A 24610-nucleotide genomic window follows, 5' to 3' on the forward strand; every position below is an offset into this window, starting at 1 on the left:
GTCCCCACGACGTCGAATGTTGTTCGAAACACTGCCGCCAACTCTGGCGGAGGTGGTTGGACAGTGTCGTACGACAAGACGTCGACGATCGTGGACCGGGCGACGCAGGTCGCCGACATCGCGGCCCGGCACAGCGAGGAGGCCGAAGCCGCGCGCCGGCTCTCGCCCCAGGTGGTGCACGCCGTGCGGGACGCCGGGTTCGCCCGGCACTTCGTGCCCCTGGCCCACGGCGGCACGGCCGGCGGCTTCACCGAGCTGACCTCGGCGGTCTTCCGGGTCGGGGAGGGCTGCACCTCAGCCGCCTGGGCGGCCTCCCTGTCGGCCTACGCCGGACGCTACGCGGCGTTCCTGCCCGAGCGGGGGCAGGCGGAGATCTGGGCGGACGGCCCCGACGCCCTGCTCGCCGCGGCCCTGATGCCGTCCGGCACCGCCCGTCGGGTGGACGGCGGCTGGCGGCTCGGCGGTGAGTGGAAGTACATCAGCGGGGTGCACTTCGCCGACTGGGCGCTCGCCTGCGCGGCCGTCCCCGACGAGCCGTCGTCGGACCCCGAGGGGCGCCCTGAGGTGCGGTACTTCGCGGTGCCGCGGGACGACTTCACGATCACCGACAGCTGGTACTCCGTGGGCATGCGCGGCACCGGCAGCGACACCCTGGTGCTCGCCGACGTCTTCGTGCCCGAACACCGCACCCTGGCCCGCTCCGCCGTCCACGCCGGCCGCGCCCCCGCCTCGGACGCCCGCTGCCACATCGTGCCGATGCACGCCGTGAACTCGCTGCCGTTCGCCGCTCCGCTGGTCGGCGCCGTGCGGGGCGCCATGCGGGCCTGGGTGGAGCGGACCGGGGCGCGGGTCGACCGGCGGGGCAGGGCCGTACGGGAGATGCCCTCCATGCAGGTCTCGCTGGCCCGCTCGGCCGCCGAGGCCGACGCCGCCGAGCTCCTCGTCCGGCGTACCGCGGCGGTCGCCGACGGAACGGAGTCCCCGGCCGACGGCGAGGCGGCGGTCCGCGGGGCCCGGGACCTGGCGCTGGCGGTGGAACTGCTGGTCTCGGCCGTCGACCGGGTCTTCCGCAGCAGCGGGACCTCCGGGCAGTCCTCGACCGACCCCGTGCAGCGCTTCTGGCGGGACGTGAACAGCGCCGCCTCCCACGTGGCGCTCTCCTTCGAGTCCACGGGCGCCGCCTACGGCGCCTGGGCGCTCTCCGACCGGAGCTGACGTCCGGTTGCCGGGAGGGCGGGGCTCGCGGATAGTCGCGTCATGGCCGAGCTGGACACTGACCCACCGGACACGACGGCGGCGTCCGAGGAGTTCCGGGCCGCGATGGGCCGCTTCCCCTCGGGCGTGGTGGTGGTGACCACCCGGTGCCCGGACGGCACCCCCCGCGGCTTCACCGCGAGCTCGTTCTGCTCGGTGTCGCTGGACCCGCCGATGGTGCTGGTGTGCCTGGCGAACTCGGCGGACTCGGCCGCGTCCTTCGCCCGCTGCGACCGCTTCGCGGTGAGCGTGCTCGCCCCGCTGCACCGCCCGCTCGCGGAGCGCTTCGCCACCAAGGGCGCCGACAAGTTCGGCGCCGCCGGGCTGCGGCTGAGCCCTGGGGGACTGCCGGCGGTCGAGCGGGCCCTGTCCGTGCTGGAATGCGCCGCACACGCACGTCACCCGGCCGGGGACCATACGGTCCTGATCGGCCGGGTGACGGGAGTACGACTGGGTGAAGGAGCCCCGATGGTCTACTACGACCGGTCCTTCAGAACGCTGGCCTGAGGCTCAGCGGGCCTGAGGCTCAGCGGGCCTGAGGCTCAGCGGGCCTTCGGGCCGCCCTTGGGGAGCTTCATGCCCTTGGGCATCGGCCCCTTCGGCAGCGGCATGTTGCTCATCAGGTCGCCCAGGGCCTTCAGGCGGTCGTTGGTGACGGTCACCTGGGGGCCCGTGAGCACCCGCGGCAGCTTCAGCATGGTCGTCCGCAGCTTCTTCAGCTCGACCTGACCCTCACCGGAGCCCACGATCAGATCGTGCACCGGCACGTCCGCCACGATGCGGTTCATCTTCTTCTTCTCGGCCGCCAGCAGGCTCTTCACCCGGTTCGGGTTGCCCTCGGCGACCAGCACGATCCCGGCCTTGCCGACCGCCCGGTGCACCACGTCCTGGCTGCGGTTCATCGCCACCGCGGGGGTGGTCGTCCAGCCCCGGCCGATGTTGTCCAGTACGGCCGCGGCCGCGCCCGGCTGGCCCTCCATCTGCCCGAAGGCGGCCCGCTCGGCCCGCCGCCCGAACACGATCGCCGTGCCGAGGAAGGCGAGCAGCACACCCAGGATGCCGAGGTAGATCGGGTGACCGATCAGGAAGCCGATCGCGAGAAAGACACCGAGGATGAGGAGGAAGACCCCCGCCAGCACGAAGCCGATCTTCTTGTCGGCCCTGCGGGTCATCTTGTACGTCAGGGCGATCTGCTTCAGACGCCCGGGGTTAGCGGCATCCGCCGCGCTGTCACTTCTCGCCATGGCACGAAGTCTACGTGGCCCCGCGAGCGCCGACGACGGCAGTGCCGGTCACCGAGCGGTCAGGGACCGGGGGTGAGCACCCGCTCCAGGATCTGCTGGGCCTCGACCCGGTCCTTGGCCCGGCGGCGGTCCTCCAGGACGGACGTCCAGGCGTTGCGGCGGGCGGTGCGCTGGCCGCTGCTCATGAGCAGCGATTCGACGGCACGGAGTGCAGTGCTGAAGGACGGAATGGCGGTGGCGCGTACCGGCGCGGCCTGCATGGGTGAGGTCCCCCCTCGGGTCGGGTGTGGATGCACGTGGTGTGAGTTCAGCGTCACTGAATGGTGTTACCAGGGCGTGACCGGCCGGTCAAACGCGAATGAAGCCTTCAGGGGCGGCTCGAAAACACCGACGCGGCCCTGGAGGCGCCCCCGTCTGCGGGGACGCCCAGGACCGCGTCAATCGGCCGTTACCGGGCGGTAGTTGCTTGTGCGCAGTTTCACACGCGCACGGTGACACTGCGTGCCGTCAGACCGCCTGCGAGGCGACGTACGAACCGCGCTTCTCGACGGCCATCTGGTACAGCCGTCCGGCGCGGTAGGAGGAGCGCACCAGCGGGCCGGACATCACGCCGGAGAAGCCGATCTGCTCGGCCTCCTCCTTCAGCTCCACGAACTCGTGCGGCTTGACCCAGCGCTCCACGGGGTGGTGGCGCACGGAGGGGCGCAGGTACTGGGTGATGGTGATCAGCTCGCAGCCGGCCTCGTGCAGCTGCCTGAGCGCCTCGCTGACCTCCTCGCGGGTCTCGCCCATGCCGAGGATCAGGTTCGACTTGGTGACCAGGCCGAAGTCTCGGGCCTCGGTGATGACCTTCAGCGACCGCTCGTAGCGGAAGCCGGGCCGGATGCGCTTGAAGATCCGCGGCACGGTCTCGACGTTGTGCGCGAAGACCTCGGGGCGGGAGTCGAAGACCTGCCGCAGCAGCTCCGGCACGGCGTTGAAGTCGGGGGCCAGCAGCTCGACCTTGGTGCGGCCGGCCTCGCGGCCCGCGGTCTGCTGGTGGATCTGGCGGACCGTCTCCGCGTACAGCCAGGCGCCGCCGTCCTCCAGGTCGTCGCGGGCGACGCCGGTGATGGTGGCGTAGTTCAGGTCCATGGTGACCACGGACTCGCCCACGCGGCGCGGCTCGTCGCGGTCGAGGGCCTCGGGCTTGCCGGTGTCGATCTGGCAGAAGTCGCAGCGCCGGGTGCACTGGTCGCCGCCGATGAGGAAGGTCGCCTCGCGGTCCTCCCAGCACTCGTAGATGTTGGGACAGCCGGCTTCCTGGCAGACCGTGTGCAGGCCCTCGCTCTTCACGAGGTTCTGCATCTTGGTGTACTCGGGACCCATTTTCGCCCGGGTCTTGATCCACTCGGGCTTGCGCTCGATGGGGGTCTGGGCGTTCCGGACCTCAAGGCGCAGCATCTTGCGTCCGTCGGGGGTGACTGCGGACACATCGGCTCCCTGTAGCTTCGATTCTTCGGCGTACACCAGGGTACGCCCGTGTTTACTCAGCCCTGCTGTCAGGCCAACCCCGCGGCCCGATGGCGGATTCCCGGCGTCAGACGGCCGCCCGCTCGATCTCCCGCGGCTTCAGCTCCGCGTTCTGCAGGACGTCGGTCAAGTGCCGCTCGACGACGGGCAGGACCTCGTCGATGGTCACGTCCCGGCCCAGCTCGGCGGCGAGGGAGGCGACGCCCGCGTCCCGGATGCCGCACGGGATGATGCGGTCGAACCACTTGTTGTCGGGGTTCACGTTCAGCGCGAAGCCGTGCATCGTGACGCCCTTGGCGACCCGGATGCCGATGGCGGCGATCTTGCGGTCCTCGCGGCGCTGGCCCGCGTTGGACGGGGCGTACTCGGGGCCGTTCAGCCGCGGGTCGAACTCCTCGTCCTGCAGCCGGGGGTCGAAGTCCAGCGCCAGACCGCCGATCGCGGGGCGCTGCTCGACCGGGTCGCCGAGCACCCACACTCCGCTGCGGCCCTCGACCCGGGAGGTCTCCAGGCCGAACTCCGCGCAGGTGCGGATCAGGGCCTCCTCCAGCCGCCGTACGTGCGCCACGACGTCCACCGGGCGCGGGAGCTTCTGGATCGGGTAGCCGACCAGCTGGCCCGGGCCGTGCCAGGTGATCTTGCCGCCGCGGTCGACGTCGATGACCGGGGTGCCGTCCAGCGGCCGCTCGTTGTCCGCGGTGCGCCGGCCGGCCGTGTAGACCGGCGGGTGTTCGAGGAGCAGCACGGTGTCGGGGACCTCGTCGGCGAACCGGGCGGCGTGCACCCGGCGCTGCTCGTCCCAGGCCTCCTGGTACTCGACGGCGTTCGCTCCGAACCCCATCCGGACGAACCGCAACTCACTCACGGCAAGCGCCTCCCTGGACGTCGTAAGGCACGAAGGGTGCCTACGCCACTGTACGACTGCCGGTCGAGCGTCAGTCTCGCGGGCAATCCTCACACGATCGGATGAACGGGTGACGAAATGTGCGATGGCGTGCTCACTCTCCGCTACATTCGCGCCGTTCACTGAGGCCATAAGGGCTGCTCACAGGCAATCCGGGCAAGTCAGAGGCCTGGAAGGCAGGAGACCGCACCGCAGATGTCGGAACGACCCGCGCAGCGCACCCCCAACCGTCAGCTCGCCGCGCTCATCGCAGAAGCGGGGTTCTCCAACGCGGGTCTCGCCCGTCGCGTGGACCAGCTCGGACTCGAACACGGGCTGGATCTGAGATACGACAAGACATCCGTGACCCGCTGGCTGCGCGGACAGCAACCGCGCGGCACCACACCCGCCCTGATCGCCGAGGTCTTCACCCGCCGCCTCGGCCGCCGGCTCACCGCCCAGGACCTCGGCCTCGACGCCTGTGCCCCCGTCTACGCGGGCCTGGAGTTCGCTGCCACGCCCGAGGAAGCCGTCGACATCGTCAGCGGGCTGTGGCGCAAGGACTCCGGCAGCCATGCCGAACTGCGCAAGATCGCCTTCACCCCGGCCGGGCTCGTGGTGCCCAGTCGGGACTGGCTGATCGGCCGGGCCGACGACCGGGTCGCACGCGGCGAGGCGCCGGTCCGGGTGCCGGTGCAGAACCGCCCCGCGGTGCCCCGGCAGCGCGGCGCCGAGCGCGGCCCCGGCCAGAAGGTCACCGCGGGCGACATCAACGCCCTCCGCTCGGTCGGCGAGCTCTTCCGCACCCTGGACAACATGTACGGCGGCGGCCATGCCCGCCAGGCCCTCGTGCGCTACCTGGAGCACGAGTGCGAGCCGATGCTGCGCGGCACCTACGGCGAGCAGACCGGCCGCCGCCTGTTCGCCGCGGCCGCCGATCTGACCCGGCTCGCGGGCTGGACGTCGTACGACATCGCGGCGCACGGGCTCGCGCAGCGGTACTACGTCCAGTCGCTGCGGCTGGCGCAGGCGGCCGGGGACCGGGCGTACGGCTCGTACGTGCTGGTCACGATGAGCCGGCAGGCCGTCTACCTCGGGCACGGGCGGGAGGCGGTGCAGCTCGCGCGGGTGGCCCAGCAGGGCGTCGGCTCCAGCGCCCCGCCCACCGTCCAGGCGCTGCTGCACGCGGCCGAGGCGCGCGGGCACGGGGTACTGGGGGAGGTGCGGGCCTGCACGGCGTCCCTGGCCCGCGCCGAGCGTGCCCTGGAGGCGGCCCGGCCCGGCGACGAGGTGCCGCACTGGGCGCGGTTCTTCGACGAGGCGCAGCTGGCCGACGAGCTCGGCCACTGCCACCGCGACCTCCAGCAGTTCCGGGCGGCGGCGCAGCACGCCGAGCGCTCCCTGCAACTGCGGGCCCCCGCCTTCGCCCGCAGCCGCCTGTTCTGCCGCGTGGTCCTCGCCACCGCACGCCTGGGCCTCGGCGAACTCGACCAGGCGTGCGCGCTGGGCGTGGAGGCCGCGGGCCAGGCGGCGGAGATGCGGTCGGTGCGGGCGGTGGAGTACGTCAGGGACTTCGAGCGGCGGCTGGAACCGTACAAGGACGCCGCCCCGGTGCGCGGCTACCGGGAGAAGGTGGCCGCGCTGGGGTAGGGCCGGTCGGCCCGCCTCAGGCCGCCCGGGCCGCCGGCAGGGGGTCCGCCCGGTGCAGGGAGCCGGTCACTCCCAGGTCGCTCACGATCGACCTCGCCGCGCGGCGGGCCGAGTGCAGGGCGCCCTGGACGGTACTGGTGTCCCGGTGGTCGCCGCAGACGTACAGGCCCGCCAGCAGGCGCACCGGGCGGTGCGGGTCGTGCGGGGGGCGCATGGACGGCACCGCGTCCGCCGTGTGATGGACGGCCAGGGTCTCCCAGCGCGCGGTGGACGTGCCGTACAGGCGGGCCAGATGCCTGCGGACCGCCGTGTCGAGGTCGGCCGGCGGTGTGCCCAGCACCGTCGACGACACCAGGGCACGGCCCGCCGGGGCCCGGGCCGGGTCCACCGCGCTGGCCACCGCCGTGTGCGCCACCGGGCCGCCCCGGTCGGCGTCGAGGAGCAGTCCGGCACCGCTCGACGGCGGCTCGTCCGTCGTGTGGTGGACGACCGTCACCGGATGGAAGGCGGGGACCCGCAGTCCGGGCAGCAGCTCGGCGGCGGTGCGGGCGCCGGTGGCGAGCAGGACCGCACGGCAGCGGTACACCCCGTGCTCCGCGGTGGTCACCGAGGTCGTGGAGACCGAGGTGACCCGCACCCCGGTGTGCACCGTCCCGGCGGGCAGCGACCGGGCGAGCGTCCGCGGCAGGGTCTCCGCGCCCCCCTCCGGCACGCACAGCCGCCCACTCGCGAAGGAGTGCAGCGCCAGGTCCGCGCACCGGCTGGAGACCGTCAGCTCCGGATCGCCCAGCAGGGCCAACAGCAGCGGCCGCACGAAGTTGTCGACCGTGCGGGCCGGCAGGCCCCGGGCCGTCAGCGACCGGCCGGCCGTCGTCTCGGGGCGGGCCAGCAGGCGGCCGGCCGGGGTGCCCGCGAGCCGGGCCAGCGCGGCGGCGAGCCGCGCCTGGTCGACCGCCGTGCCCAACGGCGCGCGGGGCGCCGACGTCGGCCGGGGGGCGCTCGCCAGGGCGCGCACTGTGTGGAGTGCGCCCCTTGCGCCACCCTGGGACGCCGGAGCGCCCACCCGATGGTGGCGTCCGTCGCTGTGCAGCAGGATGTCCGGGGCGAAGGTGCGCAGGGCGAGCACGTCGAGTCCCGGGGTCAGTCTCAGTTCGGGGTACGACGTGGACATCAGCTGCCCGACGCGGTCGAGCCGGAAGCCGTCGACCTTCTCGGTCGACATGCGGCCGCCCACCTCGTGGGCGGCCTCCAGGACTGTGACGGTCACTCCTGCGCTGGTCAGCCGTTGCGCCGCCGCGAGGCCGGCGATCCCGGCTCCCACCACGACGACGTCCGCCTGGTACGCGGGCTCAAGCACGTGCCCCTCCTCGAGGTTGCGCGGCCGGTGGAGACGTCATGCCCCCAACCGGCTCCGGGGATACCCGAGTTCGGCTCGAGGTTAGGGCGGCGGCCGGTCAGCGGAAGTCGCGCATCGACAGGGCACGGTCGCACGACGGTCGCATGCGGACAGCCGGCCGGGCCAGCCTCGTCACAGCGCGGCCCGTACGGCCGCCTCGGCATCGGGGAACGCGAAGGCGAACCCCGACTCCAGCAGCCGCTTCGGCACCACCCGTGCGCTGCCGAGCACATCCCCGGCCATCTCCCCGAGCACCGTCCGCAACACCGGCGCCGGCACCGCGAACAGCGTCGGCCGACCCAGCACCCGCCCCATCACCTCGGTGATCTCACGGTTCGTCAGCGGCTCCGGCGCGGTCACGTTGAACGGCCCCGACAGCCCGTCCGCCGCGATCAGATGCCGGATCGCCGCCACCTCGTCGTGCAGCGAGACGTACGACCAGTACTGGCTCCCGTCGCCCATCCGCCCGCCGAGCCCCGCCTTGAACAACGGGAACAGCCGCTGCCAGGCCCCGCCCTGCCGCGCCACCACAAGTCCCGTGCGCACGAACACCGTCCGCACCCCCGCCCGCTCGGCCGGCGCCGCCGCGCCCTCCCACGCCACGCACACCTCGGGCAGGAAACCGGTCCCGGGCGGCGCGCTCTCGTCGACGACCCGGTCGCCGGTCTCGCCGTAGTAGCCGATCGCGCTGCCGTTGACGAAGACCCGCGGCGGCTCGGGCAGCGCCGCCAGGGCCTCGGCGAGCGTCGCCGTGCCCCGCACCCGGCTGTCCCGGATCCGCTGCTTGTACGCGTCCGTCCAGCGCCGCCCGCCCACGCCGGCCCCGGCGAAGTTGAGCACCGCGTCGCACCCGGCGAGCCCGGCCGGATCGACGTACCCGCCCTCGGGGTCCCAGCGGACCTCGTCCTGTGCCCGCGGCGCGCGCCGCACCAGGCGCACCACCTGGTGCCCGTCCGCCTTCAGCGACCGGACCAGGGCGCCGCCGATGAGGCCGGACGCACCGGCCACCACGATCCTCGAATGTTCCATGGCCCCATCCTCTTCCCGCCTCGCCTGCCCGGTCGGCCCGGCCCGCCGCCGCCGTAGGGTGATCCGCATGCCCAAGTACCGACCGCCGCACATACGCACCGCCACGCCCGCGGACGAGGAGCAGCTGGCCCGGCTCGACCGTGACACCTGGTCGACGCTGCACGCGGTCACGCCCCGCCCGCAACCGCCGTACCGCGCCTTCTTCGACGAGCGCCACCTCCCCGAGGACCATCTGGTCGCCGAGCTCGACCGCCGCCTCGTCGGCTACATCCGGCTCGCCTTCCCCACCCCGCTCGCCTCGAACGCGCACGTCCGGCAGATCCAGGGCCTCGCCGTGTCCGACCGGGCGCGCGGCCTGGGCGTGGGGCGCGCGCTGATCCGGGCGGCCGTGGCGGAGGCCCGCCGCCGGGGCGCCCGCCGCCTCACCCTGCGCGTGCTCGGCCACAACACCCCGGCCCGGCGGCTCTACGAGTCCGAGGGCTTCGTGGTGGAGGGCGTCCTGCCCGGGGAGTTCTGCCTGGACGGCGTCTACGTCGACGACGTCGCCATGGGGCGCGCGCTCTGACCGGTCACGACGTGGTCGGCTCGCCCGTGTCCACCGCCCGCGTCGCCCCGGCCGCCCGCTCGGCGTCCTCGGCGACCTCCGCCGCGGTCAGCACATAGCCGGTTTCCGCGTCGGAGGTGGAGCGGGCGAAGACCACGCCGTACACCCGGCCCTTGGTGGTCAGCAGCGGGCCGCCGGAGTTGCCCGGGCGCACGGTGGAGCGGATCGAGTAGATCTCACGGGTCACCGTCCCGTCGTTGTAGATGTTCCGGCCCGTCGCCCGCACCCGGTCGGCGACCGTGGCCGCCTGGAGGTTCAGGTCGCCGTCCTGGGGATAGCCGGCGACGACCGCCGCGTCGCCGCGCGCCGCGCTGTCGTCCCACTTCAGCACCGGCGCGCTCAGCTCGGCCACGTACAGCACCGCCACGTCCTTGTCCGGGTCGAACAGCACCACCCGGGCGTCGTACGCCGGGCCCACCCCGCCGACCCGCACGCTCGGCTCGTCGATGCCGGCCACCACATGGGCGTTGGTCATCACATGCCGCGCCGCGTACACGAAACCGCTGCCCTCGCGGCCCTGGGTGCCCGCCACGCCCTCGATCTTGACCGTGCTCAGCTTGGCGGCCTCGGTGGCGGCCGCGGTGACGCTGTCGCCGGTGGGCCGGGCGACCTCGGCGGTCGACTCGCTCTCGAACGGGTTGAACACCTGCGGGAAGCCCGCCTCGGTGAGCGCCGAGGTGGCCCGCGAGAACCAGGCCGGGGTGGTCTCCGGCATCGCGTCCTGCACGGTGCCCAGCACCCGGGAGTCCCGGATCGCCGAGGTCAGCAGCGGCGAGGAGGTCGCGGCCAGCACGCTCGCCCCGACCCACGCCACGAGCAGGACGGCCACCGAGTTGGCCACCGCCCCGCCGACCCCGTCGGCCACCCGCAGCGGACCCCCGTCCAGCTCCCGGCGCAGCCGCAGCGCGAGACGCCCCGCCAGCTCGTGCCCCACCGCCGCCGGGACCAGCACCGTCAGCACCGCGGTCACCGTCGCCTCGGTCGTCCCCGGTGTGACCAGCTCCATGACCCACGGCAGCACCCACACACCGATGGCCGCGCCGCCCACGAACCCGGCCAGCGAGACGCACCCGGCGACCAGGCCCCGCCGGTAGCCGGAGGCCGCGTAGGCCAGGATCGCGAGCAACAGCAGGATGTCGAGCAGGTCCACGGAGCCGCCTTTCCCTCGGACCATCCAGTACGCACGGAACAGGTCCCGTGATCAGCCACGCGCGCGTGCACCCGGGAAACGCCGCAGACCGTGACGATGGTTCCACCGGCCGGCAGAGCACACATCGCGGGCGGAGCGGATCCGTCGGACAGTAGGTCCATGCGTGTCTTCCGACCGGCCTTCCGCGCAGCACGGGGGGCACGAAGGCGTCGTCCCGGCCGAATACCCGGCCCGGCGCTCGCCACGCTCGGCTGTCTGCCGGGGCTGGCCGCCGTCGCCGCCCTCGTCCTGTGCGCGGGCGGCGTGGAGCGCCCCGCGGCCGGGCGCTCCCTCGCGGCCCGCCCGGCGGCCGGGCACAGCGCCACCCGGCCGCCCATCGTGCCGCGCTCGGCCTGGCTCGACGAGGACACCCGGCGCTCCCAGCCGCCACCGCGCTACGACGACAAGGTCGTGGCCGTCTTCGTCCACCACACCGACTCGCCCAACGTCTACGACTGCGCCGAGACGCCCCGCATCATCCGCTACCTGTACACCGGCCAGACCGGCTCCCGGGACTGGGACGACATCGGCTACAACTTCCTCGTCGACCGCTGCGGCACCATCTACGAGGGCCGCGCCGGCGGCGTCGACCGCGCCGTCACCGGCGCCCACACCCAGGGCTTCAACCACCGCACCGCCGGGATCGCCGCCCTCGGTACCTTCACGGCCGGCGCGGAGGTGCCCAAGGCCATGACGGACTCCATCGCTGCGCTGGCCGCCTGGAAGCTGGGCCTGTCCGGCACCGACCCGCGCGCGGAGGTCCGCCTGGTCTCCAGCAACAGCCTCAGCCGCTACCCGCGCGGCACCCGCGCCACCCTGCACGCCCTCGCGGGCCACCGGGACGGCTTCATGACCAGCTGCCCCGGCGCCGCCCTCAGCGCCCGGCTCCCCGAGATCCGACAAGCAGCGGCCCGCCTCCAGGGCCGCCACTGAGCACAGCAGCAGGAGTCGGAGCTAGCCGCGGAAGCGGTCCCAGAGCCTGGGGTAGCGCTCGGCCAGGGCCGGCTCGTTCTCGAAGTCGACCGGGGTGCCCTCCGGTTCCGCTGCGGCGGGCGGGATGCCGAGGTCCGGGGCGACGGTGCCGGTGAGCTGTTCGTAGGCCTCGTCGGCCGCGTAGCCGAGCTCCTCGCCGTCGCCGTCGAACTCCTCGTCGAACTCGTCCAGGAGGTCGGCCAGCGAGTCGGGATGGTGCACCGCGCCCTCGTACACCTCCCGGCCCTGGCCGATCAGCCAGCACCGGAAGAAGTCGAACGCGTCGTCGCTCGCGCCGTCCAGCAGCACCCAGGCGGCGCCCCACAGATCCCACGTGTAGGCGCGGTTGTAGCGGGCCTCGAAGTGGCGGGCGAAGTCCAGGACCATCTCCGGGTCCAGCTGGAGCAGCCGGTCCACCAGCAGGTCCGCCTGCTCCTCGGGGTCGCCCTCGGCGGCCTCGCGCGTGGCGTCCACCAGCTCCCAGAACTCCGTCTCGTCCATCACGGGTCCAGCATCGGCCCTTGACGGGTGGGACGCACGTGGAGTGTGGCGGATTGTTATCCGGCGTCCGCGGTTGTCATCGCGCCTGTTCCGTGCCGTACAGGGCGGCCAGCCGCCGCGCGTCCGCCGTGAACCGCGCCCGTAGGGAGTCGGGGGCCACCACCTCGGCCTCCGGTCCCAGGGACGCCAGCTGGCTGTGCGCGACCTCCTCGGACTCCACCGGCACCGTCACGCACACCCACCCGTCCCCGTCCGGCGCACCGGCCTGCGCGAGCGCCTCCCGCGCGGACGGCGGATCGAGGACGTACGGCAGCCTGCGCGCCCCGTCCGGGGACAGCCGCAGGACCACCTCCGCGCGCAGCAGGGACCGCGCGAACTGCTCGGCCCGCTCCTCCCAGAAGGCGGGCAGGTCGAACTCCTCGTCCCGCTCGAACCGCTCCTCGCCCGCCTCCACGGCGGTGAACCGGTCGATGCGGTACACGCGGTATGTGCCGTGCCCGGCGACCCGCGCGCACAGGTACCAGACCCCGGCCTTCAGCACGAGCCCGTACGGCTCCAGCTCCCGCCGCACCTCGCCCTCGCCCCGCCGGTACACCGCCACCACCCGCCGGTCGTCCCACACCGCCTCCGCGACGGCGGGCAGCAGCGCGGGCGTCTCGGGCTCCTTGAACCAGTTGGGCGCGTCCAGATGGAACCGCTGGGAGGCCGTCCGGGACGCGTCCCGCAGCGAGGGCAGCAGCGCGGCGGACACCTTCAGCCGCGCGGCGGAGGCGGCGTCGTCGAGGCCCATCTCCCGCAGCGCACCGGGCACCCCGCTCAGGAACAGCGCCTCGGCCTCGCTGCGGTGCAACCCCGTCAGCCGCGTCCGGTACCCCCCGATCAGCCGGTACCCCCCGGCCCGCCCCCGGTCCGCGTACACCGGCACCCCCGCCTCCGACAGCGCCTGCGCGTCCCGCGTCACGGTCCGCTCGGACACCTCCAGCTCCCGGGCCAGCTCGGCGGCGGTCATGGAGGGCCGGGACTGCAGCAGCAGGACCATCTTGATCAGGCGGGCGGCGCGCATACGGCCATCATGCAGGAGGCCCCCACCGAGGTGGGGGCCTCCTGTGACGTCCTGTCCTACAGGCCGTACTTGGCGCGCGCTTCCTTCACCGCCGTGGCCTGCGTCTCGCCGCGCTTGGCGAGCTGGGCCAGGGCCGCGACCACGATGGACTCGGCGTCGACACCGAAGTGGCGGCGGGCCGCCTCGCGGGTGTCGGACAGACCGAAGCCGTCGGCGCCCAGCGAGGACCAGTCCTGCTCGACCCACTGCGCGATCTGGTCCGGGACCTGCCGCATGTAGTCGGAGACCGCCAGCACCGGGCCCTCGGCGCCCTGCAGCGCCTGCCGGACGTACGGCACCCGCTCCTCGCCCCGCAGCAGCGCCGCGTCCGCCTCCAGGGCGTCGCGCCGCAGCTCGGTCCAGGACGTCGCCGACCAGACGTCGGCCGCGACCCCCCACTCCTCGGCGAGCATCCGCTGCGCCTTCAGCGCCCAGTGGATCGCCGTACCGGAGCCCAGCAGCTGGATGCGCGGGGCGTTCGCCGGCACGGTCACACCCGCCGACTCGGCCGTGTTGAAGCGGTACAGGCCCTTGACGATGCCCTCGTCGATGCCGAGCCCGGACGGCTTCGCGGGCTGCGGCAGCGGCTCGTTGTAGACGGTCAGGTAGTAGAAGACGTTCGGGTCCTCGCCCGGTGCCGCCTCGCCGTACATCCGGCGCAGACCGTCCTTGACGATGGCCGCGACCTCGTAGGCGAAGGCCGGGTCGTACGTCAGCGCCGCCGGGTTCGTCGCCGCGATCACCGGCGAGTGGCCGTCGGCGTGCTGCAGGCCCTCACCGGTCAGCGTGGTCCGGCCGGCGGTGGCGCCGATCAGGAAGCCCCGGCCGAGCTGGTCGCCGAGCTGCCACATCTGGTCGGCCGTGCGCTGCCAGCCGAACATCGAGTAGAAGATGTAGAACGGGATCATCGCCTCACCGTGCGTGGAGTACGCGGTGGACGCGGCGATGAAGTCGGCCATCGAGCCGGCCTCGGTGATCCCCTCGTTGAGGATCTGGCCGTTCTTGGCCTCCTTGTAGTACATCAGCTGGTCGCGGTCGACCGGCTCGTACGTCTGGCCCTTGGGCGAGTAGATGCCCAGGGACGGGAAGAGGCTCTCCATGCCGAACGTGCGCGCCTCGTCGGGGACGATCGGCACCCAGCGCTTGCCCGACTCCTTGTCGCGGACCAGGTCCTTGACGAGCCGCACAAAGGCCATCGTGGTGGCCACGTTCTGGGAACCCGACCCCTTGTCGAAGGAGGCGAAGGCCTTCTCCGCGGGGGCCGGCAGCGGGGCGAGCGCGTGCGTACGACGGGCCGGGGCGGGGCCGCCGAGGGCCGCGCGGCGCTCCTGGAGGTAGCGCACCTCGGGGGAGTCGGCGCCGGGGTGGCCGTAGGGCACCACACCGTCGACGAAGTCGCTGTCCTTGATCGGCAGCTCGAGGAGATCACGCATCGTCTTGAACTCGTCCACCGTCAGCTTCTTCATCTGGTGGTTGGCGTTCTTCGACGCGAAGCCCTCGCCGAGCGTGTGACCCTTGACGGTCTGCGCCAGGATCACCGTCGGCGCGCCCTTGTGCTCGACGGCGGCCTTGTAGGCGGCGTACACCTTGCGCGCCTCGTGACCACCGCGGGAGAGGTGGAAGCACTCCAGGATCTTGTCGTCGCTCAGCAGCTTCGCCATCTCCACCAGCGCCGGGTCGGCACCGAAGAAGTCCTGGCGGATGTAGGCGGCGTCACGCGTCTGGTACGTCTGCACCTGCGCGTCCGGTACCTCGCGCAGCCGGCGTACCAGCGCGCCGGTGGTGTCGAGCGCGAACAGCTCGTCCCACGCCGTACCCCACAGCGTCTTGATGACGTTCCAGCCGGCGCCGCGGAACTGCGCCTCCAGCTCCTGCACGATCTTGAAGTTGGCGCGGACCGGGCCGTCGAGGCGCTGCAGGTTGCAGTTGATGACGAAGGTGAGGTTGTCCAGCTCCTCGCGGGCGGCGAGCGCGAGGGCCGCCGTCGACTCGGGCTCGTCCATCTCGCCGTCGCCGAGGAACGCCCACACGTGCGAGGCGGAGACGTCCTTGATGCCGCGGTTGGTCAGGTACCGGTTGAAGCGCGCCTGGTAGATGGCGGAGAGCGGACCGAGACCCATGGAGACGGTCGGGAACTCCCACAGCCAGGGAAGGCGGCGCGGGTGCGGGTACGACGGCAGGCCGTCGCCGGCGGACTCCTGGCGGAAGCGGTCGAGGTGGTGCTCGCTCAGCCGGCCGTCGAGGAAGGCGCGGGCGTAGATGCCGGGGGAGGCGTGGCCCTGGATGTAGAGCTGGTCACCGGAGCCATCCGCCTCCTTCCCCTTGAAGAAGTGGTTGAAGCCGGTCTCGTACAGCCACGCGGCGGAGGCGAAGGTGGCGATGTGGCCGCCGACGCCGTACTTCGAGCCGCGGGTCACCATGGCGGCCGCGTTCCAGCGGTTCCAGGCGGTGATCCTGCGCTCCATCTCCTCGTCACCGGGGACGGCCGTCTCCGCGGCGGTGGGGATGGTGTTCAGGTAGTCGGTTTCCAGCAGCTTGGGCAGCGCGATGCCGGTGCCCTCCGCGCGCTCCAGGGTGCGGCGCATCAGGTAAGCCGCACGGTGCGGGCCGGCCGCCTTGGCGACCGCGTCGAGGGAGGCCTGCCATTCGGCGGTCTCCTCCGGGTCCCGGTCGTGGAGCTGGTCGAGCTCGCTGGGCTGGATGGCGTTGGGGTCGGTCATGTCGCCGCCTTCCTCAGTCGAAGGGGGTTCCCTCATCGGTAAGGGTTCGGGGGTGCCCTTGGTCTTTGGCAGGACAGGGCGTGGGTCTCGGTTCAGACCCGTCGGCGACTGTAACTCCCTGATCGATGATCGATCAAAGGGTTGAAGGGGAAAACCTCTCGATAACGAGAAAGTCGGCACGGGGTGCCTCCGCCGGAGACACCGGGTGCCGTCTATTTGTGCAGGTGGGACGACGTATGAGCGGGGGTCCGCTCAGGGCTCGTGGCGCGGCGCGCAGCCCAGGACGTGAGCCTTGACCAGTTCCGCGATCCGCGGGTCCCGCCGCCGGAAGGCCTGCACGAGCTCCTCGTGCTCCTCCGCGTACGACTGCTGCACGGTCCCCAGCCAGCGGATGGAGAGGGCGGTGAAGACCTCGATGCCGAGCCCCTCCCAGGTGTGCAGCAGGACCGAGTTCCCGGCCGCCCGCACCATCTCCCGGTGGAAGCCGACGGTGTGCCGCACCTGCGCCGTACCGTCGGCGTTCCGGTCCGCCTCGTACAACGCGGCGACATGCGGCTCCAGCGCGGAGCAGTCCTCCGCCAGCCGCCCGGCCGCCAGCTCCGCGGCGATGGCCTCCAGGCCGGCCCGCACGGGATAGCTTTCCTCAAGATCAGCGGCGGTCAGATTCCTGACGCGTACGCCCTTGTTGGGCGCCGACTCGATCAGCCGCAGCGACTCCAGCTCGCGCAGCGCCTCGCGCACCGGCGTCTGGCTGACCTCCAGCTCGGTCGCGATCCGCCGCTCCACGATCCGCTCGCCCGGCTGCCAGCGTCCGCTGATGATCCCTTCCAGGATGTGCTCGCGGATCTGTTCGCGCAGCGAGTGGACGACGGGCGCGGTCATGAGGGCTCCTTAGGGCGCGCGTTTGACGATTAGACAATAAGGCCGTCCTCGCGTCGGGGGAGGGCGCACAGGGGCGCTTTCACGCAGGTGAGACGAGGCTTACACGGCGTGCGGCGTGAGCAGTGCCCGCGGGGCGGAGCCGCACCTCGATGCCATCCGCGTCCCTCTCGCGGCGTCACAGCCGGCCTTCCGTAACGGCGGCGCCCCGCCCGGAAGATTTCCGGACGGGGCGCCGTACAGGCAAAAAGCCCAGCTGGATTACAGGCCGAGCTCGACCTCGAACTCGCCCGCCTCCAGGATCGCCTTGACCGCCGTCAGGTAACGGGCCGCGTCGGCGCCGTCCACCAGGCGGTGGTCGTAGGAGAGGGTCAGGTACGTCATGTCGCGGACGCCGATGACCGGGCCGTCCTCCGTCTCGATGACGGCCGGGCGCTTGACCGTGGCGCCGATGCCGAGGATCGCGACCTGGCCCGGCGGCACGATGATCGTGTCGAAGAGCGCACCGCGCGAACCGGTGTTGGAGATGGTGAAGGTCGCGCCCGACAGCTCGTCCGGCGTGATCTTGTTGGCCCGGACCTTGCCCGCCAGGTCGGCGGTGGCCTTGGCGATGCCGGCGAGGTTGAGGTCACCGGCGTTCTTGATGACCGGGGTCATCAGGCCCTTCTCGGAGTCCACCGCGATACCGATGTGCTCGGTGTCGAAGTAGGTGATGGTCCCCTCGGCCTCGTTGATCTTGGCGTTGACGGGCGCGTGGGCCTTCAGCGCCTGGGCCGCGGCCTTGACGAAGAACGGCATCGGGGAGAGCTTGACGCCCTCCCGGGCCGCGAACGCGTCCTTGGCGCGGGCGCGCAGCTTCATCAGGCGGGTGACGTCGACCTCGACGACCGAGGACAGCTGCGCCTGCTCGTGCAGCGCCTTGACCATGTTGTCGCCGATGACCTTGCGGATGCGGGGCATCTTGACGGTCTGGCCGCGGAGGGGGGAGGCCTCCAGCGTCGGGGCCTTCTTGGCGGCAGCCGGATCCGCGGCGGCCGGAGCCGGAGCGGGGGCCTTCGCGGCCTCGGCGGCGGCGATGACGTCCTGCTTGCGGATACGACCGCCGACGCCGGTGCCCTTGACGGCACCCAGGTCGACGCCGTTCTCGGCGGCGAGCTTGCGCACCAGCGGGGTCACGTAGGCACCCTCGTCGGTGGCCTGCGCGGCGGGCGCCGGAGCGGCCTGAGCCGGGGCAGCCGGAGCGGCCGGCGCGGGGGCCGGGGCGGCCGGAGCCGGGGCGGCGGGGGCGGCCGGAGCAGCGGGAGCCGGAGCCGGGGCGGCCGGCGCGGCCTGAGCCGGAGCGGGCTCGGGCTCAGGCGCCGGGGCCGGGGCCGGGGCGGCGGGGGCCGGGGCAGCGGCCGGAGCCGCCCCCGGGGCGCCGATGACGGCGAGCTTGGCGCCGACCTCGGCCGTCTCGTCCTCGCCGACCGTGATCTCCAGCAGCACACCGGAGGTGGGCGCCGGGATCTCGGTGTCGACCTTGTCGGTGGAGACCTCGAGCAGCGGCTCGTCGGCCTCGACGCTGTCACCGACCGACTTCAGCCAGCGGGTGACGGTGCCCTCGGTGACGGACTCACCGAGCGCGGGCAGGACGACGTCCGTGCCCTCGGCGGAGCCGGAGCCGGCAGCGGCCTCGGCGGTGGGAGCCGGGGCCGGGGCCGCCTGCTCCGTGGACGGCTGGGCGGCCGGGGCCGGCTCGGGAGCCGGCGGGGCCACCTCCTCGGCGGCCGGAGCCTCGGCGGCAGCGGGCGCGCCCGTGCCGTCGTCGATGACGGCCAGCTCGGCGCCGACCTCTACGGTCTCGTCCTCGGCGACCTTGATGGAGGCCAGGACACCGGCGGCAGGCGAGGGGATCTCGGTGTCGACCTTGTCGGTCGAGACTTCGAGCAGCGGCTCGTCGGCCTCGACGCGCTCACCCTCGGCCTTCAGCCAGCGGGTGACAGTGCCCTCGGTGACGCTCTCGCCGAGCGCCGGAAGGGTTACGGAAACCGCCATGGTTTCGGTTGCTCCTAACGGATTGCGGAAGTCTGTGTCGTCGCTTCGTCGACCGAGGGATCAGTCGTGCGAGTGCAGCGGCTTGCCCGCGAGGGCCAGGTGGGCCTCGCCCATCGCCTCGTTCTGCGTCGGGTGGGCGTGGATGAGCTGGGCGACCTCGGCGGGCAGCGCTTCCCAGTTGTAGATCAGCTGAGCCTCGCCGACCTGCTCGCCCATGCGGTCACCGACCATGTGGACGCCGACCACCGCACCGTCCTTCACCTGGACGAGCTTGATCTCGCCCGCGGTGTTGAGGATCTTGCTCTTTCCGTTGCCCGCCAGGTTGTACTTCAGAGCGACGACCTTGTCCGCGCCGTAGATCTCCTTGGCCTTGGCCTCGGTGATGCCGACGGAGGCGACCTCGGGGTGGCAGTAGGTCACCCGCGGGACACCGTCGTAGTCGATCGGGACGGTCTTCAGACCGGCCAGACGCTCCGCCACCAGGATGCCCTCGGCGAAGCCGACGTGCGCGAGCTGGAGGGTCGGGACGAGGTCACCGACGGCGGAGATGGTCGGAACGTTGGTGCGCATGTACTCGTCGACCAGGACGTAGCCGCGGTCCATGGCGACGCCCTGCTCCTCGTAGCCCAGGCCCTGGGAGACGGGGCCGCGGCCGACGGCCACGAGCAGCAGCTCGGCCTCGAACTCCTTGCCGTCGGCGAGGGTGACCTTGACACCGTCCTGGGTGTACTCGGCCTTCGAGAAGAAGGTGCCCAGGTTGAACTTGATGCCGCGCTTGCGGAACGCGCGCTCGAGCAGCTTGGAGGAGTTCTCGTCCTCGACCGGGACGAGGTGCTTGAAGCCCTCGATGACGGTGACGTCCGTACCGAAGGACTTCCAGGCGGAGGCGAACTCGACGCCGATGACACCGCCGCCGAGGACGATCGCCGACTTCGGGACCCGGTCCAGGACGAGGGCGTGGTCCGAGGAGATGATGCGGTTGCCGTCGATCTCCAGGCCCGGCAGCGACTTCGGCACGGAGCCGGTCGCCAGCAGGACGTGGCGGCCCTGGACACGGCGGCCGTTCACGTCGACGGAGGTCGGGGAGGAGAGGCGGCCCTCACCCTCGATGTACGTCACCTTGCGGGAGGCGATGAGCCCCTGGAGTCCCTTGTACAGGCCGGCGATGACGCCGTCCTTGTACTTGTGGACGGCCGGGACGTCGATGCCCTCGAAGGTGGCCTTGACACCGAACTGCTCGCTCTCGCGGGCCTGGTCGGCGATCTCGCCCGCGTGCAGCAGGGCCTTGGTGGGGATGCAGCCCCGGTGCAGGCAGGTGCCGCCGACCTTGTCCTTCTCGATCAGGGCGACGTCCAGGCCCAGCTGCGCCCCGCGCAGGGCCGCGGCGTAACCACCGCTACCACCGCCGAGGATCACTAGGTCGAAAACAGTGCTGGCGTCGTTCGCCACGTCACGTCCTCCATGCATGTGCGCCACGCCGGTCTCCAGTGACCGGTCGGCGGCTGGTGTCCGGCCGCTCTTTGCTTTCGGCCCTTCGGTGGGGGCCCTGTCCTGCCGAGCCCCATCTTCGCACTTGTCGGCACGGGGCGAGACGCCGGGCCGACGTGTGAGACACCACACGCGGGCGGTATCCACCCGTCCTCGAGCGGCGGGGCCTCGCGCTACCCGCGAGCGAGGCCCCGCCGGACCCGGTCAGCCGAGGTCGCCGGCGGCGGTCAGCTCCGCGAGCCGCACCAGCGTGCGCACGCCGGAGCCGGTGCCGCCCTTCGGCGTGTAGCCGAACGGCCCCTGCTCGTTGAAGGCCGGGCCCGCGATGTCGAGGTGCGCCCAGGTGATGCCCTCGCCGACGAACTCCCGCAGGAAGAGGCCCGCGACCAGGCCGCCGCCCATCCGCTCGCCCATGTTCGCGATGTCGGCGGTGGGGGAGTCCATCCCCTTGCGCAGGTGGTCCGGCAGCGGCATCGGCCAGGACGCCTCGCCGACCTCCTCGGCGGCCTCCACGATCGCCGTGCGGAAGGCGTCGTCGTTGGCCATGACGCCGAACGTCCGGTTGCCCAGCGCCAGCACCATCGCGCCGGTCAGCGTCGCCACGTCGACGATCGCGTCCGGGTTCTCCTGCGAGGCCGCCCACAGGGCGTCCGCCAGCACCAGCCGGCCCTCGGCGTCGGTGTTGAGCACCTCGACGGTCTTGCCGCTGTACATCCGCAGCACGTCACCCGGGCGGGTGGCGGAGCCGGAGGGCATGTTCTCGGCCAGCGCCAGCCAGCCGGTGACGTTGACCGGCAGGCCCAGCCGCGCCACGGCGACGACGGCCGCGAACACCGCCGCCGCCCCGCTCATGTCGCACTTCATCGTCTCGTTGTGCCCGGCGGGCTTCAGCGAGATGCCGCCCGAGTCGTAGGTGATGCCCTTGCCCACGAACGCGAGGTGCTTCTTCGCCTTCGAGTGCGTGTACGACAGCTTCACCAGCCGGGGGCCCGCCGCGGAGCCGGCGCCGACGCCGAGGATGCCGCCGTAGCCGCCCTTCTGCAGGGCCTTCTCGTCGAGCACCTGCACCTTGATGCCGTGCTCCTTGGCCGCCACCTGGGCGACCGCGGCGAACGCCTCGGGGTTGAGGTCGTTCGGCGGGGTGTTGATCAGGTCACGGGCGCGGTTGAGCTCCTCGGTGACGGCGGCGGCCCGCTCGATCGCGGCCTTGAACGCCTTGTCGCGCGGCTTCCCGCCGAGCAGGGTGACCTCGCCGAGCGGCCCCTTGCCCTTGCCGTCCTTGCCGCTGTCCTTGTACGCGTCGAAGGAGTAGGCGCCGAGCAGCGCGCCCTCCGCGACGGCACCGGCGTCCGCGGCGTCGGCGAGGGGGAGAGCGAAGGCGGCCTTCTTCGAGCCGGCCAGCGCACGCGCCGCCACGCCCGCGGCCTTGCGCAGCGCCTCCGCGCCGTACTCGGCGCCCTTCTCGGGCTCCGCGCCCAGGCCGACGGCCACCACGAGGGGAGCCTTGAAGCCGGACGGAGCCGGGAGCTTGGTCACCTCGCCCTCGCCGCCGGAGGCACCGAGGGTCTCCAGGACGCCGGCGAGCCTGCCGTCGTAGGCCTTGTCCAGGGCTTCGGCGCCCGGGGCGACCACGGGGCCCTTGGCGCCCTTGGCGACACCGATCACGATCGCGTCGGCCCGCAGGCCGGGCGTCGCGGCGGTGCTGAGAGTGAGAGCAGTCACGGTGGTGAAATCTCGCTTCCGATGTGAAGTTGCAGTGGCCGAAAGGTGTGGGTCGACCGGGCCCGAGGGCCGACCCTATTCGGCTGAACGGGTGCGGGCTCAGCGGGGCCTTCCCCGGTGCGGCTGACACTCGGGACGAGCCTACGCGCGTGTGGTCCGTTCGCTCATTCCTGCGGGCGTTCACCTGTCGGTGGCGTCATGGCCACTTACCGCCCCTCACCCCCGGTGAGCTGAGACACACTCATCGCGTTCCGGTGAGCCGGTGGCTCGCCGCTTCGCATGATTTCCAAGGATCCTCCCCGATTCGGTTCCGTCCAGGGGGGTCTTCTGGGGGAGGGGACGACACATGGCGCACCGTGCGCGCAGATCGAGAAGGACCGCAGCCGCCCTGACGGCCGCGGGAGTCATCATGCTGGGACCGGGGGTGCCCGGCGCCTCGGCGGCCGTGGAGCCGCGCGTCGATCTGAGGGTGCTGGTGGTGGACGACGGGGGCAGCGCGGTCCGGGCCATCGCCGCCCAGTTGCGCGGCACCGGCATCCCGTACACCACGATCGACCTGAACGATTCGGCACGCCCGGCGGTGACCGCCGCGTTCCTCAGCGACACGGTCGGCGGCCGCCCGCGCGCCAAGTTCCAGGGCGTCGTCCTGCCGAACGAGGCCCCGTTCGGCAGCGGATCCGCCGAACAGAGCGCGCTGGAGGCCTACGAGCGGACCTACGGCATCCCGCAGGTCGACGCCTACACCTGGGCGCACCCGGGCGTCGGCCTCGACTACACCACCGAGGGCGGCTGGTCCGGCAGCCTCGACGGACGCCAGGCCGCGGTCACCGACGCCGGGAAGTCGACGCACTTCGGCTACCTCGACGGCGCGTTCCGCTTCGAGGACAACGCCCCCACGGTCCAGGAGAGTTACGGCTACGTCGCCCGCCCCCGCGCCGGCTTCACCAGCTACGTCGACGTCCCCGTGCCCGACGGCGACGGGCGCGGCAGCCTGATCGGGGAGTACGCCCACGACGGGCGCCGCGAGCTGGTGGTGACTTTCGCCTACAACCAGCACCAGCAGCAGTTCCGGGTCCTCGCCCGCGGCATCGTCGAGTGGCTGACCCAGGGCGTGCACCTCGGCCAGGACCGCAACTACTTCGCGGTGCACGTCGACGACGTCTTCGCCCCCGACGCCCGCTGGGACACCGAGCGCAACTGCACCCCCGGCGACATCGACTGCGTCGGCGGCGGCGAGGAGACCGACCCGATCCGGATGACGGCCGAGGACGCGGTGTACGCCGCCCAGTGGCAGCACACCCACGGCTTCACCATGGACATGGTCTACAACGCCGGTTCCGGCGAGGAGTGGAAGACCGAGCACGGCGGCACCGACCCGCTCACCGCCCGGCTGCTCGCCGACAAGGCGCAGTACCGCTGGATCAACCACACCTACACGCACCCCTTCCTCGGCTGCGTCCAGGACACCTCGACCGTGCCGTGGAGCTGCGCGAAGAACGCCGACGGCTCGACGAAGTACATGAGCCGGTCCGAGATCGCCGCACAGATCCGCGACAACCACAACTGGGCCGTCGCCAAGGGACTCCCCGTCGACCGCACCGAACTGGTCACCGGCGAGCACTCGGGGCTGAGGACGCTTCCGCAGCAGCCGAACGACAACCCGAACCTGGCCGGCGCCCTCGCCGACAACGGCGTCAAGTGGGTCGCCTCGGACAACTCCCGCGAGCCCGAGCAGCGCGCGGTGGGCGCCGCCCTGACCGTGCCCCGGCACCCGATGAACGTGTACTACAACACCGGCACCGAGGCCGAGATGGCCGACGAGTACAACTGGATCTACGCCTCCGCGGAGGACGGCGGCAGCGGTGTCTGCGCGACCAACCCCGCCTCCACCTGCCTCGACGAGCCCCTGGACCCGGCCACCGGCTACGACGAGTACATCGTCCCGCAGGAGGCCCGCATCGCCCTCGGTCACGTGGTCGGCAACGACCCGCGCCCGCACTACGCCCACCAGTCCAACCTCGCCGAGGACCGCATTCTCTACCCGGTGATGGAGAAGGTGCTGGCCGACTACCGGGCCCTGTTCGCCGACAACACCCCGGTGGAGAACCTCACCCAGAAGGCCATCGGCACCGAGCTCCAGCGCCGCACGGCCTGGCGTACCGCGGTGGCGAACAACCGGGTCACGGCGTACCGCATCGGCACGACCGTGACGGTGAGCGCCCCGTCAGGAACCCAGATCCCGGTGACGGCACCGGAGGGCACCAGGAAGCAACTGCTGCTGGGCACCACCGTGTTCGGCACGCCGTACGCGGGGGAGCGCTCGGCCTGGGCCGCACCGGCGTCGCTGCAGTCGGCTCTCACTTTGAAACTGCCGTCGGCCTGAGGCGAGTTGCCGACCGGCCCCACCCCGGATCCTGACCGGCCGGGGTGG

20 protein-coding genes are annotated in these 24610 nt (G+C 72.4%); 6 read left to right on the forward strand and 14 right to left on the reverse strand.

Annotation, left to right across the window (positions count from 1 at the left end; genetic code table 11):
* Positions 1 to 63: 63 nt before the first annotated feature.
* Positions 64 to 1215 (forward strand): acyl-CoA dehydrogenase family protein, encoded by a 1152-nt coding sequence (locus M8H82_RS00620; RefSeq protein WP_250070266.1) that lies wholly within the window; start codon positions 64 to 66, stop codon positions 1213 to 1215.
* A 42-nt stretch (positions 1216 to 1257) separates the two neighbouring features.
* The gene (locus tag M8H82_RS00625) at positions 1258 to 1761 is read left to right on the forward strand and encodes a flavin reductase family protein (protein WP_250070267.1); all 504 of its coding nucleotides are present in this window, start codon (positions 1258 to 1260) and stop codon (positions 1759 to 1761) included.
* A gap of 35 nt (positions 1762 to 1796) precedes the next feature.
* Here the strand turns inward: M8H82_RS00625 and M8H82_RS00630 are convergent, their stop codons facing one another.
* The 4 genes from M8H82_RS00630 to lipB form a co-directional block, all read right to left on the reverse strand.
* The gene (locus M8H82_RS00630) at positions 1797 to 2498 is read right to left on the reverse strand and encodes a DUF4191 domain-containing protein (RefSeq protein WP_250070268.1); all 702 of its coding nucleotides are present in this window, start codon (positions 2496 to 2498) and stop codon (positions 1797 to 1799) included.
* 59 nt (positions 2499 to 2557) lie between these two features.
* Positions 2558 to 2758: a hypothetical protein gene (locus M8H82_RS00635; RefSeq protein ID WP_250070269.1), complete on the reverse strand. Its 201-nt coding sequence runs from the start codon at positions 2756 to 2758 to the stop codon at positions 2558 to 2560.
* 247 nt (positions 2759 to 3005) lie between these two features.
* Complete coding sequence (gene lipA, locus M8H82_RS00640; protein WP_250070270.1) at positions 3006 to 3971, reverse strand: lipoyl synthase; 966 nt, start codon at positions 3969 to 3971, stop codon at positions 3006 to 3008.
* Positions 3972 to 4077: 106 nt separating this feature from the next.
* Positions 4078 to 4875: a lipoyl(octanoyl) transferase LipB gene (lipB, locus tag M8H82_RS00645; protein WP_250070271.1), complete on the reverse strand. Its 798-nt coding sequence runs from the start codon at positions 4873 to 4875 to the stop codon at positions 4078 to 4080.
* A gap of 234 nt (positions 4876 to 5109) precedes the next feature.
* On the opposite strand from lipB, the gene M8H82_RS00650 reads away from it, so the two are divergent.
* Positions 5110 to 6543: a regulator gene (locus M8H82_RS00650; RefSeq protein ID WP_250070272.1), complete on the forward strand. Its 1434-nt coding sequence runs from the start codon at positions 5110 to 5112 to the stop codon at positions 6541 to 6543.
* Between the two features lie 16 nt (positions 6544 to 6559).
* Here the strand turns inward: M8H82_RS00650 and M8H82_RS00655 are convergent, their stop codons facing one another.
* Complete coding sequence (locus M8H82_RS00655) at positions 6560 to 7900, reverse strand: NAD(P)/FAD-dependent oxidoreductase (protein WP_250070273.1); 1341 nt, start codon at positions 7898 to 7900, stop codon at positions 6560 to 6562.
* Positions 7901 to 8071: 171 nt separating this feature from the next.
* Positions 8072 to 8968: a TIGR01777 family oxidoreductase gene (locus M8H82_RS00660; RefSeq protein WP_250070274.1), complete on the reverse strand. Its 897-nt coding sequence runs from the start codon at positions 8966 to 8968 to the stop codon at positions 8072 to 8074.
* A gap of 67 nt (positions 8969 to 9035) precedes the next feature.
* Here M8H82_RS00660 and M8H82_RS00665 point away from each other — a divergent pair, with 67 nt between their 5' ends.
* Positions 9036 to 9533 carry a GNAT family N-acetyltransferase gene (locus M8H82_RS00665; protein ID WP_250070275.1) on the forward strand — a complete coding sequence of 166 codons (498 nt, stop codon included), beginning with the start codon at positions 9036 to 9038 and terminating at the stop codon, positions 9531 to 9533.
* A 4-nt stretch (positions 9534 to 9537) separates the two neighbouring features.
* Here the strand turns inward: M8H82_RS00665 and M8H82_RS00670 are convergent, their stop codons facing one another.
* A complete protein-coding gene (locus M8H82_RS00670) occupies positions 9538 to 10722 on the reverse strand; it encodes a MarP family serine protease (protein ID WP_250070276.1) in 1185 nt (394 codons plus the stop codon).
* A gap of 159 nt (positions 10723 to 10881) precedes the next feature.
* Between M8H82_RS00670 and M8H82_RS00675 the strand changes: the two genes are divergently transcribed.
* Positions 10882 to 11694 (forward strand): peptidoglycan recognition protein, encoded by an 813-nt coding sequence (locus tag M8H82_RS00675; protein ID WP_250070277.1) that lies wholly within the window; start codon positions 10882 to 10884, stop codon positions 11692 to 11694.
* A 21-nt stretch (positions 11695 to 11715) separates the two neighbouring features.
* On the opposite strand, the gene M8H82_RS00680 is transcribed toward M8H82_RS00675, so the two are convergent.
* The 7 genes from M8H82_RS00680 to M8H82_RS00710 all read right to left on the reverse strand — a co-directional run bounded on the left by M8H82_RS00680 (position 11716) and on the right by M8H82_RS00710 (position 22179).
* On the reverse strand, positions 11716 to 12234 hold the full coding sequence (locus M8H82_RS00680) for a DUF4240 domain-containing protein (protein WP_250070743.1): 519 nt from the start codon (positions 12232 to 12234) through the stop codon (positions 11716 to 11718).
* Positions 12235 to 12310: 76 nt separating this feature from the next.
* Positions 12311 to 13297 carry a YafY family protein gene (locus M8H82_RS00685; protein ID WP_250070278.1) on the reverse strand — a complete coding sequence of 329 codons (987 nt, stop codon included), beginning with the start codon at positions 13295 to 13297 and terminating at the stop codon, positions 12311 to 12313.
* Positions 13298 to 13353: 56 nt separating this feature from the next.
* Positions 13354 to 16056, reverse strand: coding sequence for a pyruvate dehydrogenase (acetyl-transferring), homodimeric type (aceE, locus tag M8H82_RS00690; RefSeq protein WP_250070279.1), 2703 nt, complete (start codon positions 16054 to 16056; stop codon positions 13354 to 13356).
* Between the two features lie 252 nt (positions 16057 to 16308).
* A complete protein-coding gene (locus tag M8H82_RS00695) occupies positions 16309 to 16938 on the reverse strand; it encodes a GntR family transcriptional regulator (protein WP_250070280.1) in 630 nt (209 codons plus the stop codon).
* Positions 16939 to 17196: 258 nt separating this feature from the next.
* A complete protein-coding gene (gene sucB, locus M8H82_RS00700; protein WP_250070281.1) occupies positions 17197 to 18969 on the reverse strand; it encodes a 2-oxoglutarate dehydrogenase, E2 component, dihydrolipoamide succinyltransferase in 1773 nt (590 codons plus the stop codon).
* Positions 18970 to 19029: 60 nt separating this feature from the next.
* A complete protein-coding gene (gene lpdA / locus M8H82_RS00705) occupies positions 19030 to 20418 on the reverse strand; it encodes a dihydrolipoyl dehydrogenase (RefSeq protein WP_250070282.1) in 1389 nt (462 codons plus the stop codon).
* A gap of 243 nt (positions 20419 to 20661) precedes the next feature.
* Positions 20662 to 22179, reverse strand: a complete 1518-nt coding sequence (locus tag M8H82_RS00710; protein WP_250070283.1) for a leucyl aminopeptidase — start codon at positions 22177 to 22179, stop codon at positions 20662 to 20664.
* Between the two features lie 346 nt (positions 22180 to 22525).
* Between M8H82_RS00710 and M8H82_RS00715 the strand changes: the two genes are divergently transcribed.
* Complete coding sequence (locus M8H82_RS00715; protein WP_250070284.1) at positions 22526 to 24562, forward strand: hypothetical protein; 2037 nt, start codon at positions 22526 to 22528, stop codon at positions 24560 to 24562.
* The last annotated feature ends 48 nt before the right edge of the window (positions 24563 to 24610 follow it).

The organism is Streptomyces sp. YS415, from assembly GCF_023544665.1.
Taxonomy (GTDB): Bacteria; Actinomycetota; Actinomycetes; order Streptomycetales; family Streptomycetaceae; genus Streptomyces.

Coding starts and splice junctions, on each gene's coding strand:
- M8H82_RS00680 (WP_250070743.1), bottom strand. CDS start 12,234: ATGGACGAGACGGAGTTCTGGGAGCTGGTGGACGCCACGCGCGAGGCC.
- M8H82_RS00695 (WP_250070280.1), bottom strand. CDS start 16,938: ATGACCGCGCCCGTCGTCCACTCGCTGCGCGAACAGATCCGCGAGCAC.
- M8H82_RS00650 (WP_250070272.1), top strand. CDS start 5,110: ATGTCGGAACGACCCGCGCAGCGCACCCCCAACCGTCAGCTCGCCGCG.
- M8H82_RS00625 (WP_250070267.1), top strand. CDS start 1,258: ATGGCCGAGCTGGACACTGACCCACCGGACACGACGGCGGCGTCCGAG.
- M8H82_RS00715 (WP_250070284.1), top strand. CDS start 22,526: ATGGCGCACCGTGCGCGCAGATCGAGAAGGACCGCAGCCGCCCTGACG.
- M8H82_RS00630 (WP_250070268.1), bottom strand. CDS start 2,498: ATGGCGAGAAGTGACAGCGCGGCGGATGCCGCTAACCCCGGGCGTCTG.
- M8H82_RS00665 (WP_250070275.1), top strand. CDS start 9,036: ATGCCCAAGTACCGACCGCCGCACATACGCACCGCCACGCCCGCGGAC.
- M8H82_RS00675 (WP_250070277.1), top strand. CDS start 10,882: ATGCGTGTCTTCCGACCGGCCTTCCGCGCAGCACGGGGGGCACGAAGG.
- sucB (WP_250070281.1), bottom strand. CDS start 18,969: ATGGCGGTTTCCGTAACCCTTCCGGCGCTCGGCGAGAGCGTCACCGAG.
- M8H82_RS00685 (WP_250070278.1), bottom strand. CDS start 13,297: ATGCGCGCCGCCCGCCTGATCAAGATGGTCCTGCTGCTGCAGTCCCGG.
- M8H82_RS00660 (WP_250070274.1), bottom strand. CDS start 8,968: ATGGAACATTCGAGGATCGTGGTGGCCGGTGCGTCCGGCCTCATCGGC.
- M8H82_RS00635 (WP_250070269.1), bottom strand. CDS start 2,758: ATGCAGGCCGCGCCGGTACGCGCCACCGCCATTCCGTCCTTCAGCACT.
- aceE (WP_250070279.1), bottom strand. CDS start 16,056: ATGACCGACCCCAACGCCATCCAGCCCAGCGAGCTCGACCAGCTCCAC.